This window comes from Pseudomonas sp. SWI7 (genome assembly GCF_006351945.1).
In the GTDB taxonomy this organism is placed as follows: Bacteria; Pseudomonadota; Gammaproteobacteria; order Pseudomonadales; family Pseudomonadaceae; genus Aquipseudomonas; species Aquipseudomonas fulva.
The window spans coordinates 1,412,929-1,427,421 of record NZ_CP040930.1; the positions used below are offsets into that span (position 1 = coordinate 1,412,929).

Consider the following 14,493-nt stretch of genomic DNA (forward strand, 5'->3'; position numbering starts at 1 on the left):
GCCTTGCGATCATCTTGTGTATCTGGATGTTTAACGCTCAGCCTGCAACAGCAGGCGCAGATCCACAACATCGTGCGTCATCGGCGGGCACCAGTAATAGCCTCCGGTTAGCGGGCGGGTGAACTGATACAGAGCATCGATCACACCGTCTTCCATCCCACTCATGCGGCGCAACTGGACCTCGAACGAGGTGAAAGACGTACCCAAGGCCACAAATGCCAGTCCCGCACCGCGGGTGTCAGCCCAGGAAATCGAGCGACGCACCATGAAAGCTTCGGGCGCGTAGCTTTCCTGGGCAGTACGCTTCACATGCGCTGACTCGGGCGCATCATCCAGCTCTTCGTTGTCGCTCAGGCGACGGCCGATGATGTTGTCCTGCACCTGCTGAGGCAGCGATTTGAAATACTGCATGTCGTGCTTCCACAGCTGAAATGCGGCGAAGCTCGACCCCAGCAACCCTGGCGCACCTTCACCCAGGATGGCGGCCTCGATGGCGTCATCGCCACTGGGGTTTTCCGTGCCGTCTTCGTAGCCGGTCAGATCCCGGCCGCCTTGGTGAAGGAAACCATCAACGTGATCAACCAGCGCGAACGCCGGGCTTAGAAGGCGCTCCAGCGCCTGGGCCTGCAGATACAGGTCCCCGCGTTCGTCACCCCGCAACCATAGCCACAGCGCGTGCTGGGTACTGGGGTTCTCGACCGCGGCGTCCAGCAGCGGGAACGGGGTCAGGCCTTCGACGTGAGCGTTCAGCGCTTTTGCCAACGGCGCGCCCACACCCAGTGTCACGCGCAGGCCGTCGACATGGCCCAGCAAGGCGTCTAACGCCGCAGGCACGGCCTCGGTTGACTCGATGGAAAAGAACAGGTGACGCGCGTGCACCGGCACGGGCGTGGCAAGCAGACCTTGCTGATACGACATGAAGAGCGAGTCCTGGGCTGAAAAGCGCGCATGCTACTGCGCAGACCCAGACAGTGCAATGTATGCCCGAACCGGTAGGATCGCGGGGGAACTCGCTCAGCTAAAGCGCCTGTGCGCGTGAGATCTCAGTGACCGGCGTCCCTGTTGCGCCGCAGCTCGCGCACCAGGCGCTTTAGCGGAGGTGCGTAGAAAAAACCGAACGACACACCACCCTCGCGCCCTTTGACGGCATGGTGCAACCGATGGGCGCGGTGTAAGCGCGTCAGGTAGCGCCCCACCGGGCGCATCTTGCGCGGCCAATGACGGTGAAAAAAGCCATCATGCGCAATCACGTACAGCGCGCCGTAAGCCGCCACCCCGCCTCCGACCCATTGCAATGGCGCGTGCCCGGCCTTGCCAACCGCCACCAGTGCCAGCGAAATGACCGCCAGTGCCAGCAGGTAAACGTCGTTGGTTTCAAGCACGCCCAGGTGGGGTTCGTGGTGCGAGCGATGTAGCCACCAGCCCCAGCCATGCATGATGTACTTGTGCGCCAAGGTGCCGACACCCTCCATGGCCACCAGTGTGCCCAGCAGGACGAGGATATTGAACAGCATGAATCAGCCCGCGACGGTCCGTAAAAAGCAAAAGGTTACCCATTGAACGTGGATTTTTCCATCGTACCCGCCGGCTTGTCAGGCTTTTCCGGATGAAGCCATTGTCATGTTTTTACCCTTGACCTGATCAAGGGTCGGGCTTATCGTCCGCGCCGCACTTTTGCATTCATCAACAGGAGCCCTGCATTGGACACTAGTCGCTTGCGACAGGCCCACGCAGCGCGCTAGCCAGTCAGTCTCCCATGCTGCCTGGCCGAGTTGCCAAGGTAGCCGATGCACAGCATCGCCCCCTCCTTTCCCGTGGTCCTTTCGCATCTCTGGTTGTTACCACCGCGCCCTCCTGAGTGATGGCGTTGAAGCGGGCCTGTGCCCGCGGAAGAGGTTTGTTATGGATTGGAACGTATTCTTGCTGCGTGTCAGCACCGCCCTGCTGCTAGGGGCCTTGATCGGCGCCGAGCGTCAACTGCGTCAGCGCTTGACTGGCCTGCGCACCAATGGCCTGGTCAGCACGGGTGCCTGCCTGTTCGTGCTGATGACCCAGACGGTCCCGGGCATGGCACCTACCGATGCCTCCCGGGTGGCGGCCTATGTGGTGTCGGGCATCGGTTTTCTGGGCGGCGGCGTCATCATGCGTGACGGCTTCAACGTGCGTGGGCTGAACACCGCCGCAACGCTATGGTGCACCGCGGCCATTGGCGTGTTGTGCAGCTTGGGGCTGCTGCTCGAAGCAACCTTGGGTGCAGTGGTCGTGCTGTGCGCCAACATCTTGCTGCGCGATATTGCCCAGCGCCTCGACCGCCAGGAGGTGGTGCCTGCCACGGAGGTGGAGCAGCAGTTCGAGGTGCGTATCGTCTGTCGAGCCCAGGATGAAATTCAGGTCCGCAGCTTGATGCTGCACAGCTTCGGCGAGACTCAACTGCGCCTGCAGTCCTTGCATAGCGAGGACTTGGCAGACCCGGCCCGGCTGGAGGTGCGCGCCCAGCTACTGGGTACCTCACAGGCGCCAGCCCAGTTGGAGCGGCTGGTCAGCCGGGTCAGCTTGGAGAAAGGCGTCAGTTCGGTACGTTGGCAACTTCAGGCGTGAGGCCAGTGCCTGCCGGGGCTAGGCCGGGCTGCCCGCATCCCCATGCCGTACTTCAGGATCAGCAACCGCGTAGCGGTCCCGGCCCTGGCGCTTGGCTTCATACAGGGCCGCATCTGCCGCTTCCAATAGCTGCTGCGCACTCCGTTCACTGCGCGCGGGTTCCGCCACCGCAATACCCGCACTGAATGAAACAATCCCAAGTGGGCTGCCCGCATGCACCATCATCTCCTTGCGCAGGGCTTGCTGCAGCGACTCGACAAACACCTTCGCTCCCCGTACATCCGTGTCGGGCAACAGCAAGGTAAATTCCTCGCCCCCGTAGCGTACCGCCAGGTCTGCCGGACGCTGGGCAGCCTGGCGCAGCAGTTCGCCAACGCGCTGCAGGCACTGATCGCCTGCCCCATGTCCGTAACGGTCGTTGTAGGCCTTGAAGTGATCCAGGTCGAGCATCACCACGCACACTGGGTACGCCTGTCGTCGGGCACGGCGCAGCTCGGCCTCGAACACCGCGTCCAACCTGCGACGATTGCCCAATCCTGTCAGGCTGTCGGTCAAGGCGAGGGTCTTGAGCGTCTGGTGTGCCTGGTGCAGGGCGCGCTCGATCACGATGCGTTCGCGCACCTGGCGCAGGACCACCCAACCGAACAACGCAAGGACCATGACCAGCACCAGTAACACGAGCAGCGATTTGATCGCGTCCTGGCGCCAGGGGGCGATGATCGACTCACGAGAAAGGCCCGCTTCGACCACCAGTGGGTAGCTGGCCAAGGCTCGGTAGGCATACAGGCGCGGCGTGCCGTCGACAACGGCTACCGCTTCGACCAACCCCTGGGGAGCGTATGGCAGGTGGTGTTTGAAAATGTCGCTGTTGGCCAGGTTGCGTTCAAGCAGCGGCTCGACGAATGGACGCCGCACCAAAATCGTACCGTCGCGCTTGGCCAACACCAGCGCACCACGCTCGTCGATCTTGAATTCTCCGTAGTAACGTACGAACCAGTCGACCTTGATGGTGCCCAGCAGTACCCCCGCAAAACGTCCATCCGGGTAATTCAGACGCCTTGAAATAGGTACGATCAGGTCACCCGTCGAGCGGCTGCGCACCACTGCACCGATACGTATGGCGCTGTCAGGATGGTCGCGGTGATAGATGAAGTAATCACGGTCCCCATTGTTAGCAGCTGGTGGCGTTGCCGACCGGTCCGTGACGAGCCAGCGACCGTGGCTGTCGTAGATGAACAGGCCGTGAAGTTGCGGAATGATGCGTACTTGCTGGCTGAGCAGCCCATGTAGGCGCTTGCGATCCAAGTGCTCGAACCCATCGCCTTCCACCCGCTCCACCAGCGCCGCGCTGATTGAATCGACCTGGCGAATGGCGTCCTCGGCATGCTGTGCAGTGGCCTGGGCCAGATTGGTCACCATGTTCGCGGCATTGTGGAACGCGTCCCGGTAATCACGCCAGATTCGCCAGCCCTCTACGGCTGCGAACGTCGTCATGACCACCAACATGAACGCCAGCACCAGGCGAAACAGGGCCACCGCTCGCCCCTGGCCCGCCAGCGCAAGGGCTGTTTCTTCGTCGGTCTGCCTGGCGCTTCGCATGCACATCCCCTGCACGTTCTTCGTCAACGCAGTTGACCACTGCCACACCCTGATGATGCAAAAAAGATGAAACCTTTGGCCTGCGCGCGCCCTCAACAGTACGCGACACTGATGTCGCGCCATCGTTTAAGGAGTGAAACATGAGCAATCTCTTCATCAAGCGCGTCGGCCTTTCCATGGTGCTGGGCATGGCTTCGGTTCACGCCTTTGCTGCTAGCTCGGACGACTTCGTAGACGCGGCTACCGAAGCCGGCATCGCAGAGATCGTGACCGGTAAGCTTGCCCTGGAAAAGAGCCAGAACGCTGAGATCAAGACCTTTGCCCAGCATATGGTGACCGACCATACCCAGGCCAACCAGGAGCTGGCAGACATCGCGAAAAAGCTGGACATCTCGGTACCCGATGACGCGGCCATTACCGACAAAGTGAAGAAAGTGATTCTGGAATGGCGTGACGAGTCCTTCGACAAGTCCTACGTGAACAATCAAGTCGATGCTCACGAGAAAACCGTCGAACTGTTCAAGAAAGAAGCCGCTTCTTCGGACAAGGCTGAGCTCAAGGCATTCGCTGCCAAGACCTTGCCTACCCTTGAAAAGCACCTGGAAGAAGCCAAGGCACTGCAAACCCATCACGGCAAGTGAGGCAAGCATGAGTAACGACGCACTGAAAAGCGAAATTCTGACTCGACTCAACCATGCTCACCCTCATGGCCTGGGCAAGGAGCTGCTGGACAACTACCGCGGTGAAAAAGCCGTGGCCGGCATGCTGAAATCGCTGCAGGACGATGGCCTGATCCACGATGGTAGCGTAAGTGTCGATGCTGATCATGAGGTGACGCTCAACTACCCGATCAAGCTCTCGGCCAAGGGTGTCGAGGCGGCCAAGCAGGCTGAAATGGACAAACAGGCGCAAGCCTGACGTTCACTGGTCACCACCGGCAAAGCCCGCCCTGATATGGACGCATCATGCAAAAGGCCCTGATCTTAGCGACCAGGGCCTTTTGTTTGGTACGTGTCTTTCAGGTGTTCTTCTCTACATCCCGTGGCGGTTTAGCGGGGCCTTGCGGGTCCACCTGAGGATCATCGAGGTCAGGAGAGTCAGGGTCAAAGCCAAGATCATCCGGTTTCTCGGCATCGTCAGTCGAGTGAGGCCCGTGCTGCGTGCCGTGGGTTGTGCCTTGTTCGCTCATGCGGTCTTCTCCAAATGGCTGTCTAGGGAAGAAAGCCGGTGCGCCAGAAAGTTTTATTTATCTTCGCCATCCCGTAGCTGGTCTTGACACAGGCGCAGCGACGCTTGGTTCTCGGCCAACGCCCGCTCCAGCGCTTCAAGCTTGAGCGCCTGGTCCCGACACGACGCCCTACTGTCCTCCAGCACTCTGGCCTGCACATCCAGTTGGCGGCGTAGCTCGTCGCTACCCCCCTGGGCCTGCGCCAGCATCGTGCGCAAGCCTTGGATCTGGGCGTCGCGCTGCTCAAGCAGCTGCTCCTGAGCCCGCCGTTCGTTGCTCGCCTGGCGGTTCTCGCCCAGCAGGCGCTCGTTATCACGGTGCAGGCGAGTGAGGTCGTCTTGCTTGACGATCATGGCCTGCTGTAACTGCCGTACCTCGACCTGCATCTGCTGCAGTTGAGCCTCGTGACGACGCTGCTCGTGCTCGCGCTGCTCGCGGCTTGCCGTGCGGTAGTGCTCAAGCGCATCGCGGGCGTGCCGGTGCTTGTCTTCCAGGGATTTGACCTGCTCATCCTTATCTGCAAGGCGCACCTGCACCTCCCCCAAGGACTGGTTGAGGCTGGCGCTGCGCAGCTGCTCAGCCTGCAACGTACTGAGGGTGCTGCTGAGTTTCTCCGATTCCTCGCGCAAGGCGGCTGCATCGATGTCGTGCTGTTGTTCCCTCGCTGCAAGCGCTTGCTGGGCTGTCGCCAAGGCCACTTCGAGCGCTTCACGCTGCTCGGTGAACACGCTTTCAGCGCGCTCGATCACCACGTCCGCTTCATCTTGCAGCTGCGTCGCCAACTGCCCTACCAGGCGGCTTAGCACCTCGCTGATTGGCGCGCCGCCCTCGGAGGGCATTGGTTGCTGACCGTTGAGCTCCTTGAGGTAGCGGTGAATGGTGGTTTTCGAGCCCGTGTTGCCTAGCTCGATGCGGATGGCATCGATACTGGGGTTCTCCCCCCTTGCGATCAGTGCCTGCCTGGCCTGTTGCACAACCACCTTGTTGATCCCGCCACGTGCCATGCGCGCTCCTACGATTTCGTAATGTTGTATGTACTATGTAATTACATACTGATTTTTTTAGTTATTAGCCGGAAACACAAGACCTAGCTAACATGGAATAATCACGGCTTATCGAATGTGATACCGATTTTCAACCCATCTTGAGCGTAATCAGCGCAGGTTGGCGTACACCGTGGGCTCGCGTGCCATACGCGCCTTGTGCAAGCAAGCTCCCAGGGCCACCATAAGCGCTTCCTAAAAATGCACAGTGGTCCCGCATGTCGCTCGAGAACTACCAGGCCATCGCCGAAAGCATCGCCCTGCTGCTATATCCACACGCTGAAGTCGTCGTCCATGACCTGCAGACCCAGACGGTGGTGCATATCGCCAACAACATCTCCAAGCGAAGCTTGGGTGATGACTCGGCGATCGCCGAGGATCTGGGCGACCTGCTCGGCGGTGCCAAGCTGGGCCCTTATGAAAAGTTGAACTGGAACGGTCAGAAGGTCCGCTCCATCAGTACGGTCTTGCGTGATGAGCAAGGTGACGCGCGGCACTTGCTGTGCATCAACCTGGACCTGTCGGTGCTTGAAAACGCCCGCCAAGCGTTGGAAGCGTTCTTTCAGATGGGGCGCTTGGTCGAGCAGCCCCAGGCGCTGTTTCGTGATGACTGGCAGGAGCGCATCAATACCTTCATGCATGCCTGGCTCAAGGCGCGCACGTTGTCTCTGCAGACACTGCAGATGAAGGACAAGCGCAGTCTTGTTCAGGCTTTGCACGCCGAAGGCGCATTCGAAGGCCGAACTGGCGTGGACTATGTGGCCAATGTGCTGAACATGGGACGTGCGACGGTTTACAAATACCTGAAGGCGCTCAAGGCATGACGAATTCGATGCCGAGGCCTGCTCCGCGCTAAAAGAAGTGTTTGCAAGACTATAGACAACAGGTCTACCGTAGACGCAAATTCCATGCGGAGCCTGAAGCTCATGTCCAACCCTGCAACGCCAACCGTTTGCGAAACTGACCTCGATGCTCTGTTCGAGGCAATCAAGCATGCTCATGCCGCATTGCGGCCAGCCGTGAGCACAACCCCGCTGACGCGCAGCCAGCCTCTATCGGCAACGACTGGCGTGGACGTATGGCTCAAGTGCGAACACCTGCAACCCACAGGTTCCTTCAAGTTTCGCGGGGCCAGCAATAAAGTCAGGCTTTTGCCAGAAAGTGCACGTGAACACGGCGTCATCGCCGCCTCGTCCGGCAACCACGGCCAGGCGCTGGCCCTGGCCGGCAAGACCGCCGGGGTTCCGGTGACCCTCTACACCACCACGACGGCGTCCACCTATAAAGTCGAAGCCATGCGCAACCTCGGCGCTGAAGTGATCTGCCTGCCGACCGACCCCTTGAGCGCGGAACTGGAAGCGGCCAGGCAAGCCCAGGCCAAGGGTGTGCCTTTCGTATCGCCCTATAACGATCTGCAGGTGATCGCCGGCCAGGGCACCATCGGTATGGAGCTGTTCGAGCAGGCGCCGGACCTGGACGCCGTGTTCGTCGCGGTGGGGGGTGGCGGCATGATCGCCGGCATCGGCGCTGCCCTGCGTACCCTGGCACCGGGTGTCGATATCATCGGCTGCTGGCCCGAGAATGATCCAGCCCTCGAGCAGTCGCTCAAGGCCGGCAAGATCGTCGAGGTCCCTGCCAGCGCCACGCTGTCCGACGGCACGGCGGGCGGTGTCGAGCCCGGCGCCATCACCCTGCCCCTGTGCAAGGCCTTGCTCACCGACACCGTATTGGTCAGCGAAGCGCAAATACGCGCCGCCATGCGCGACATCGCCAGTAGCGAGCGCTGGATCATCGAAGGCGCGGCAGCTGTCGCCGTGGCCGCCATGAAAAAATGCGCGCACCGATACCAGGGCAAGCGTGTGGCCGTGGTGCTGTGTGGGCGTAACATCGCCTTGGATACCTTCCTCGAGGCCGTGAAATGAAGCTGATCGCCAAGCCCCAGATCCTGGCGAGCCTGGACACCGAGCGAGCACTGAGGGCCATCGAAGAGGGTTTTATCGCCTATTCCGCTGGCAACGTCCAGGTGCCGCCCGTACAAGCATTCACCTTCGCCGAAACCAACGGGGATTGCTGCATCAAGTCAGCCTACAAAGCCGGCAGCCCCACGTTCACTGTCAAAGTGTCCACCGGCTTTTACGACAACCCGTCCAACGGCTTGCCGAGCAACGACGGGCTGATGATGGTCTTTTCGGCCCACACCGGCCAGCCGCTGGCCCTGCTCCAGGACCAAGGCTGGCTCACGGCGATGCGCACAGCACTGGCGGGGCGGATCGCGGCACGGCTGCTCGCGCCGTCTCAGGTCAAGGCCATCGGCATACTGGGCACAGGCATGCAGGCCAGGATGCAATTGGCGCAGTTGCGCAGCGTCACCGGCTGCCGCCAGGTGATCGTCTGGGGGCGTCACGCCGAGGCACTAGGCGCTTACATCGCGATGGCGCGAGGACTTGGCTTTACCGTGCGCAGTACACTGGATGCCGCAGAACTGGCCGGCCTTGCCAATCTCATCGTTTGCACCACCCCTTCGCGCCAGCCGCTGTTGCAGGCGCACTGGATACAACCAGGCACTCACATTACCGCTGTGGGTGCGGACGGGCCTGGCAAGCAAGAGCTGGACCCTGCGCTGGTCGCCAGGGCCGACCGCGTGGTCGTCGACTCCGTCACTCAGTGCACCCAGTACGGCGAAGTGTCCCATGCGATCGCAAAAGGCCTGATCACAGCTAGCCAACTGGTCGAACTTGGAACGCTGCTGGCAAGCCGAGCCCATGGCCGGGAGTCTGATGACCAGATCACGTTGGCCGACCTGACCGGCGTCGCCATCCAGGATGCGCAGATCGCCGATTGTGTGCTGGCGGCCATCGGCGCCTGAAAGCGCCGGGTTCAAAATTCGCGCTGTACCTGCGCAGGCCGGCGCCGCATCAGTACCTTTCCATTGCGCACCGACACCAGCGCGTGGCCCTGGCTGCGCACCATCTCGTAGTCGTCCGGAGCCGAGAGCAGCAGCAGGTTCGCAGGGCGACCGGTCTCGATGCCATAGCCCTCACCCAGGTTCAAGGCGCGCGCACTGTTGTCGGTGATCAGGTCCAGGCAGCGCTGCAGGTCCTGATAGCCCAGCATGTGACAAATGTGCAGGCCCGCCTCCAGTACCCGCAGGATATTGCCGTTACCCAAGGGGTACCACGGATCGACGATCGAGTCCTGGCCGAAGCACACGTTCATGCCCGCGCGGTCGAGTTCGGCTACGCGGGTGACCCCGCGACGCTTCGGATAGGTGTCAAAGCGCCCCTGCAGATGAATACTCTCCGTGGGGCATGACACGAAGTTGATGCCTGACAGCTTCAGCAGCCGAAACAGCTTCGAGCAGTAGGCATTGTCGTACGAACCCATGGCCACGGTGTGGCTGGCAGTCACCCTTACCCCCATCTGCCGGACCCGAGCATGTTCGGCCAGTACCTCCAGGAATCGCGACTGCGGGTCGTCGGTCTCGTCGCAGTGCACGTCCACCAGGCAGCCGGTGCGTTCTGCCAAATCCATCAGGAACTGGATCGACGACACACCCTGCTCACGGGTGTTCTCGAAATGGGGAATGCCGCCAACCACATCGGCGCCGATGGCCACCGCCTCGGTCATCAATGCGCGGCCATCAGGGTAGGATTCAATACCCTCCTGAGGAAAGGCAACGATCTGAAGGTCCACGTGATCACGCACTTCATCGCGGACCTCGACCATGGCCTTGAGTGCCACCAGGCCGGGCTCGGTAACGTCCACATGCGTGCGCACATGCTGGATTCCATGATCGACCAGCATGTTTAGGGTGGTCTTGGCCCGGGTCTTGATGTCTTCATGGGTGGTGCTCTGCTTGCGCTGGGCCCAGCGCTCGATCCCCTCGAACAACGTGCCACTCATGTTCCACTCAGGCTGCCCGGCCGTCAGGGTCGCGTCGAGGTGGATGTGGGGCTCGACGAAGGGTGGTACCACCAGGTTCTGGCCGGCATCCAGGTCAGCGCCGGCCACGGGCAGCACGCCCGCGTCCTGCGCGGTGATCGCGCCAATACGCTGGCCCGCCAGCTCGATGCGAAACAGGCCAGGCTTGCCACGCAGCCGTGCATTGATGATGTTCATGCTGTCCTTCCTCGTCCTGGATCGTATTCGAGCGCTGCGGGCCAGTCGCGGCGTTCATCCGCACCCAGCCCTTGTGCACCACAGCTTGCCAGCCAATGGCGCACGGAGCCAGTGGCGATCCAGGCATGGGGCTGCCCCGTCACGCCATGTCCAGACCCATCTGCCAGAAGTCGGCCTCGAGCCGCGAAGCTTGGGCAAAGATCGCGGCCAGTTCGGCAAACCGCTGATCCGTCATGCTGCGGGCCGCCAATGAATCCAGATGGGTGCGTGCAGCTGCTGCGACGGCCTGGTAGCCGGCACCGGCGTATTCGCCGATCCACTCGCGATAGGGGTGCTCGGCCAGGTTGCCGATACGTGCGGCCAGGGACTGCCCGATCTCGGCGTAGCCGATTACACAGGGCGCCAGCGCCACGTGCAGCTCCAGCAAGTCGCCAGCAGCACCGCAGTCCAGTACATACCGCGTGTAGGCCACGGTGGCCGGATGCTCGGGGGCGGCCTCGATGTCAGCCTGGCTCAGGCCCCAGCGTGCGCACAAACGCACGTGCAGGTCGGTTTCGTCGAGAATCGCTGCGAGCCCCGCCTGAGCGGCACGGATATCGGCGGGCCGCCTGCTTTTGTAAGCCGCCAGCGCCCAGGCGCGGGCAAACTGAATGAGGAAGAGATAGTCCTGCACCAGATAGGCCCGAAATGCGGCTTCACTCAACGTACCATCGCCCATCTGCTGCACGAATGCATGGTCCACGTAACTGTGCCACTGCGGTGCAGCGGCCTGCTTGAGCCGATCGAAAATGTCCATGTTCATTGAGCCTCCGGGTAGATGGCGTCGAAGAAGGCCAGCTCCAACGCCAAGGTGCGCTGGTGAAAGTCTTGCGCCACGGCGGCCTGCAGAGGGCCGACGCGATCCAGTTCGGCGTGCAGGAACGCCACGAAAGCCTGGAAATCCGCATTGTCGTGCAGGGTAATCCATTCGGCGTGGATGAAGCGCGGCGGCAGGGGCTTGGGCGCGCGCAGCGCCCAGTCCAGGTAAAGGCCTTCGGCGACGTTCAGCACTGCCAGCGCTGCGGCATACGAGCGGGTGGCGGCCGCTTCGCGCATGATGGCCTTGAAGGCCGCCGTGGGCACCGTGTCCATCGGCGCTTCACGCTGCGCCAGGCTGACACCCAGCGCCTGGAACGCCCGCAGAAAGTAGGTGTTCTCCTCGCTGCTGATCATGCCCGCGAATCGCCCCAGGCGCAGGCGCGCCTCGAAGGTGTCGGCACTGGCAATGGCGGCGCCCAGCAGCATCAGGAAGCTGTCCAGAAAGCGATGATCCTGGACCAGGTAGTCGATCATGATCGGGTCAGGCAGGCTGCCGTCACACAGTTGAGTCACGAAACGATGGCCCGTGGCGGCGGCCCATGTCGCCTCGCTCTGGCGGCGCAGGGTCTGGGTGAAACCTTCGGTCATGGCGCTGTCCTTGGTGGAGGTGGCAGCGAGACCTGGACAATCGTCATGAATGGGGTCTCGCCTTGAGACCGGCAGAAAGGCAGGTGGAATTGCACCCCATCCCTTCGCCGGCATTATCCGGATCAGGTTCGAAGGGTCACCGCGCTGCACCAGGCTCAGCGGTTTCTCAGCCCGTTATCGGGCTCCCCTTGGTAGCGGCAAGGTATACCCGACTAGACCCGCGGCTGTCATCCTTCGTGCAGGCATCGCTACAGGCTATTTGCCATTAGTCATGGTCCTGTCATGTTGCTGTCGTAGTGTCCGGGCCTCATCCAAGGCCGGGAAACACTGCAATTGACACGACGTTCACTCTCGTCGGCGAGCCTGCTCAGGCTGCTGATCCTGCTGCTGTGCGCTGCCTCGTTGGCCTTTCTGTGGGGGGTGCATGTTGCGCAGAAATCCACTGCTCGGCAGGACGCCCTGATCAACCGTGGCAGCGAACATCAGCGGCTGGCCAACCTGCTTGCCGAGAGCGTCAGCCAATTGCTCGACCGTGCCCAAGCAGCTACCGACGGCGCAGCGTGTGCGACCGCCTCCCCGTTCCTCATGCCCTCACCTGAGCAGTCCAAAGCATGCAGCACGTTGGTTGCAGTGCACCTCGCCGCCCAGCCCTTGACGCAATTGCTGCAAGAGGTGGAGTTGGGCGACTCGACCCGCGTGAGTGTGTGGCAGGCCGACGGCACGGAAAGCCTGCGCATCGGCAATCGCGGCTTGGTGCCGATCACTGCTGCCTTACAGCCGCCACTGCCAATCGATGGCCCCCCTGCGGGCGCGCTGACCCAGTATTTGGAGGGTGACGCTTACCAGAGCGTCTTCAGGCGCCGGCCCGAGCATGGCTTTACCCTCATCATCGGCCAGCGCGAGAACGAGATCACCGGGGCCGTCGACGCGGCCTATGCCCGGCAGTTCTGGCTGACCCTTGGCATGACGCTGATGATCCTGGCCAGCCTGGCTTGGACCCTGCGCCTGCTGCGCAAGCGTCAGGACGCCTTCACGGCGCTGGAGCAAGCCCAGCACATCAACCAGCAGCTGATCGGGCGCCTGGAGGATGCACACCGGCGCAGCAGCCATGCCGCCGCCACCGATCATCTCAGCGGCCTGCACAACCGTCGTCAATTCGTCGAAGTGGCAGGTGCTGCGCTGATCCATCAGCGTGGCAGGCGGCAACTGATGGCCATCCTTTTCATCGACATGGACCGCTTCAAGTCCATCAACGATTCGCTAGGCCACAAGGTCGGTGACCTGCTGTTGCAGGCCGTGGCCGGCCGCATCCAGCGCTTGCTCGAACCCGGCGATGAAGCCTCGCGCTTTGGTGGCGATGAGTTTGTCGTGCTGCTCGCAGGCGAGCGCAGCGAGGAGCAGATCGATGCCTGGGTACGCGAACTCGTGCGCAGGCTGTCGGCCACCTATGCCCTGGATGGCCAGGAGGTCAATACCAGTCCCAGTATCGGGGTCAGTATCTGCCCGCGCGATGGCCAGGACATCGACAGCCTGGTGCGCAGCGCCGACGCGGCCATGTATTCGGCCAAACAGGCAGGCCGCGCGCAGTACCGCTACTTCGACCCCTCCCTGAACGTGGCCGACATCCAGGCATTTACCCTGGAGCAAGCTTTTGGCACGGCACTGGCAGGCAGGCAATTCGTCCTGCATTACCAAGCGCAGATCGATCTCGATGACCACCAGGTCGCAGGCTATGAAGCGCTTGTGCGTTGGCAGCATCCGGAGTTCGGCCTGCTCTACCCCGACCGTTTCATCGCCCTGGCCGAACGCAGCGGCTTTATCGTCGAGCTGGGCTGGGAAGTGCTGCGCCTTGCCTGCGAGGCCTTGTCGGCCTGGCAGATGGAAGGTCGACTGGTCCGTCTGGCCGTCAACGTATCTGCCCTGCAGCTGCTTCAGCCTGACTTCGCCGCGCGTCTGCTCAGTCACCTGAGCGACCACGGCATTGCGCCCGAGCACCTGGAACTGGAGATCACCGAAACCACCATCCTCGACCCAGAGGGCCCGGCAATCGAGCATTTGCATCGCCTGCGCCAGGCAGGCATCGGGATCAGCCTGGACGACTTCGGCCGGGGCTATGCAGGCTTTGCCCATCTGCATGCACTGCCCCTGAGCAAGCTGAAGATTGATCGATCCCTGATCGCCTCGCTCTCCAACAGTCCGGACGACAGCCCCATCGTGGCCTCCACCATCATCCTGGCCAAGCGCCTGGGGCTGGTGGTGGTGGCCGAGGGCGTGGAGACCCGCGAGCAGGTCGTGTGCTTGCGCCTGGCGGGGTGCGATGTTGCCCAAGGCTATCATTTCAGTCGGCCCCTGTCCGCCGCGCAACTGCGTGACTACGCGCCCTTCAGAGGTGAGGCGCAGCCCCTCGCCGCGTTGCACTGAAGCCAGGCACTGAATGCAAGCCCCTGGCTAACCCTTGGT

General features: G+C 62.0%; 15 protein-coding genes and 1 riboswitch. Of the genes, 7 read left to right on the top strand and 8 right to left on the bottom strand.

The genetic code is table 11. The features are described from left to right. Positions 1-30: 30 nt before the first annotated feature. Together FH041_RS06300 and FH041_RS06305 are read right to left on the bottom strand one after the other, a co-directional pair. Complete coding sequence (locus tag FH041_RS06300) at positions 31-918, bottom strand: Dyp-type peroxidase (RefSeq protein ID WP_140174269.1); 888 nt, start codon at positions 916-918, stop codon at positions 31-33. Between the two features lie 125 nt (positions 919-1,043). Beyond that, complete coding sequence (locus tag FH041_RS06305; RefSeq protein WP_027915609.1) at positions 1,044-1,514, bottom strand: sterol desaturase family protein; 471 nt, start codon at positions 1,512-1,514, stop codon at positions 1,044-1,046. A 388-nt stretch (positions 1,515-1,902) separates the two neighbouring features. Here FH041_RS06305 and FH041_RS06310 point away from each other — a divergent pair, with 388 nt between their 5' ends. Then, positions 1,903-2,598, top strand: coding sequence for an MgtC/SapB family protein (locus tag FH041_RS06310; RefSeq protein ID WP_059184010.1), 696 nt, complete (start codon positions 1,903-1,905; stop codon positions 2,596-2,598). An 18-nt stretch (positions 2,599-2,616) separates the two neighbouring features. Here the strand turns inward: FH041_RS06310 and FH041_RS06315 are convergent, their stop codons facing one another. Continuing rightward, positions 2,617-4,197, bottom strand: a complete 1,581-nt coding sequence (locus FH041_RS06315) for a sensor domain-containing diguanylate cyclase (RefSeq protein WP_140174270.1) — start codon at positions 4,195-4,197, stop codon at positions 2,617-2,619. A 140-nt stretch (positions 4,198-4,337) separates the two neighbouring features. Between FH041_RS06315 and FH041_RS06320 the strand changes: the two genes are divergently transcribed. Together FH041_RS06320 and FH041_RS06325 are read left to right on the top strand one after the other, a co-directional pair. Next, positions 4,338-4,838 carry a DUF4142 domain-containing protein gene (locus FH041_RS06320; RefSeq protein WP_027915612.1) on the top strand — a complete coding sequence of 167 codons (501 nt, stop codon included), beginning with the start codon at positions 4,338-4,340 and terminating at the stop codon, positions 4,836-4,838. 7 nt (positions 4,839-4,845) lie between these two features. Continuing rightward, entirely contained in the window at positions 4,846-5,115 is a 270-nt protein-coding gene (locus tag FH041_RS06325) for a hypothetical protein (RefSeq protein WP_028687518.1), read from the top strand. A gap of 100 nt (positions 5,116-5,215) precedes the next feature. On the opposite strand, the gene FH041_RS22675 is transcribed toward FH041_RS06325, so the two are convergent. Continuing rightward, positions 5,216-5,386: a DUF6021 family protein gene (locus FH041_RS22675; RefSeq protein WP_165919237.1), complete on the bottom strand. Its 171-nt coding sequence runs from the start codon at positions 5,384-5,386 to the stop codon at positions 5,216-5,218. 53 nt (positions 5,387-5,439) lie between these two features. Then, complete coding sequence (locus FH041_RS06330; protein ID WP_140174271.1) at positions 5,440-6,429, bottom strand: DNA-binding protein; 990 nt, start codon at positions 6,427-6,429, stop codon at positions 5,440-5,442. A 257-nt stretch (positions 6,430-6,686) separates the two neighbouring features. Here FH041_RS06330 and FH041_RS06335 point away from each other — a divergent pair, with 257 nt between their 5' ends. The 3 genes from FH041_RS06335 to FH041_RS06345 all read left to right on the top strand — a co-directional run bounded on the left by FH041_RS06335 (position 6,687) and on the right by FH041_RS06345 (position 9,334). Further along, on the top strand, positions 6,687-7,292 hold the full coding sequence (locus tag FH041_RS06335) for a transcriptional regulator (protein WP_028687516.1): 606 nt from the start codon (positions 6,687-6,689) through the stop codon (positions 7,290-7,292). A gap of 102 nt (positions 7,293-7,394) precedes the next feature. Next, a complete protein-coding gene (locus FH041_RS06340; protein ID WP_033695114.1) occupies positions 7,395-8,390 on the top strand; it encodes a threonine/serine dehydratase in 996 nt (331 codons plus the stop codon). After that, a complete protein-coding gene (locus FH041_RS06345; RefSeq protein ID WP_140174272.1) occupies positions 8,387-9,334 on the top strand; it encodes an ornithine cyclodeaminase family protein in 948 nt (315 codons plus the stop codon). Before FH041_RS06340 ends, FH041_RS06345 begins: the two co-directional genes overlap by 4 nt. An 11-nt stretch (positions 9,335-9,345) precedes the next feature. Here FH041_RS06345 and codA read toward each other — a convergent pair whose 3' ends face one another. From codA to FH041_RS06360, 3 genes are all read right to left on the bottom strand, one after another. Continuing rightward, entirely contained in the window at positions 9,346-10,587 is a 1,242-nt protein-coding gene (gene codA, locus FH041_RS06350) for a cytosine deaminase (RefSeq protein ID WP_140174273.1), read from the bottom strand. A 139-nt stretch (positions 10,588-10,726) separates the two neighbouring features. Continuing rightward, a complete protein-coding gene (tenA, locus tag FH041_RS06355; protein WP_049695966.1) occupies positions 10,727-11,389 on the bottom strand; it encodes a thiaminase II in 663 nt (220 codons plus the stop codon). Next, entirely contained in the window at positions 11,386-12,033 is a 648-nt protein-coding gene (locus FH041_RS06360) for a TenA family protein (RefSeq protein WP_140174274.1), read from the bottom strand. The genes tenA and FH041_RS06360 overlap by 4 nt, the downstream gene beginning before the upstream one ends. 82 nt (positions 12,034-12,115) lie before the next feature. Further along, positions 12,116-12,232: riboswitch (TPP riboswitch) on the bottom strand. Between the two features lie 134 nt (positions 12,233-12,366). Here FH041_RS06360 and FH041_RS06365 point away from each other — a divergent pair. Beyond that, positions 12,367-14,454 carry a bifunctional diguanylate cyclase/phosphodiesterase gene (locus tag FH041_RS06365; RefSeq protein ID WP_028687511.1) on the top strand — a complete coding sequence of 696 codons (2,088 nt, stop codon included), beginning with the start codon at positions 12,367-12,369 and terminating at the stop codon, positions 14,452-14,454. Positions 14,455-14,493 lie beyond the last annotated feature (39 nt).

Bases quoted from the DNA above. Each gene is read 5' to 3' on its own strand.
- FH041_RS06300 (WP_140174269.1), bottom strand. From the start codon at position 918: ATGTCGTATCAGCAAGGTCTGCTTGCCACGCCCGTGCCGGTGCACGCG.
- FH041_RS06305 (WP_027915609.1), bottom strand. From the start codon at position 1,514: ATGCTGTTCAATATCCTCGTCCTGCTGGGCACACTGGTGGCCATGGAG.
- FH041_RS06310 (WP_059184010.1), top strand. From the start codon at position 1,903: ATGGATTGGAACGTATTCTTGCTGCGTGTCAGCACCGCCCTGCTGCTA.
- FH041_RS06315 (WP_140174270.1), bottom strand. From the start codon at position 4,197: ATGCGAAGCGCCAGGCAGACCGACGAAGAAACAGCCCTTGCGCTGGCG.
- FH041_RS06320 (WP_027915612.1), top strand. From the start codon at position 4,338: ATGAGCAATCTCTTCATCAAGCGCGTCGGCCTTTCCATGGTGCTGGGC.
- FH041_RS06325 (WP_028687518.1), top strand. From the start codon at position 4,846: ATGAGTAACGACGCACTGAAAAGCGAAATTCTGACTCGACTCAACCAT.
- FH041_RS22675 (WP_165919237.1), bottom strand. From the start codon at position 5,386: ATGAGCGAACAAGGCACAACCCACGGCACGCAGCACGGGCCTCACTCG.
- FH041_RS06330 (WP_140174271.1), bottom strand. From the start codon at position 6,429: ATGGCACGTGGCGGGATCAACAAGGTGGTTGTGCAACAGGCCAGGCAG.
- FH041_RS06335 (WP_028687516.1), top strand. From the start codon at position 6,687: ATGTCGCTCGAGAACTACCAGGCCATCGCCGAAAGCATCGCCCTGCTG.
- FH041_RS06340 (WP_033695114.1), top strand. From the start codon at position 7,395: ATGTCCAACCCTGCAACGCCAACCGTTTGCGAAACTGACCTCGATGCT.
- FH041_RS06345 (WP_140174272.1), top strand. From the start codon at position 8,387: ATGAAGCTGATCGCCAAGCCCCAGATCCTGGCGAGCCTGGACACCGAG.
- codA (WP_140174273.1), bottom strand. From the start codon at position 10,587: ATGAACATCATCAATGCACGGCTGCGTGGCAAGCCTGGCCTGTTTCGC.
- tenA (WP_049695966.1), bottom strand. From the start codon at position 11,389: ATGAACATGGACATTTTCGATCGGCTCAAGCAGGCCGCTGCACCGCAG.
- FH041_RS06360 (WP_140174274.1), bottom strand. From the start codon at position 12,033: ATGACCGAAGGTTTCACCCAGACCCTGCGCCGCCAGAGCGAGGCGACA.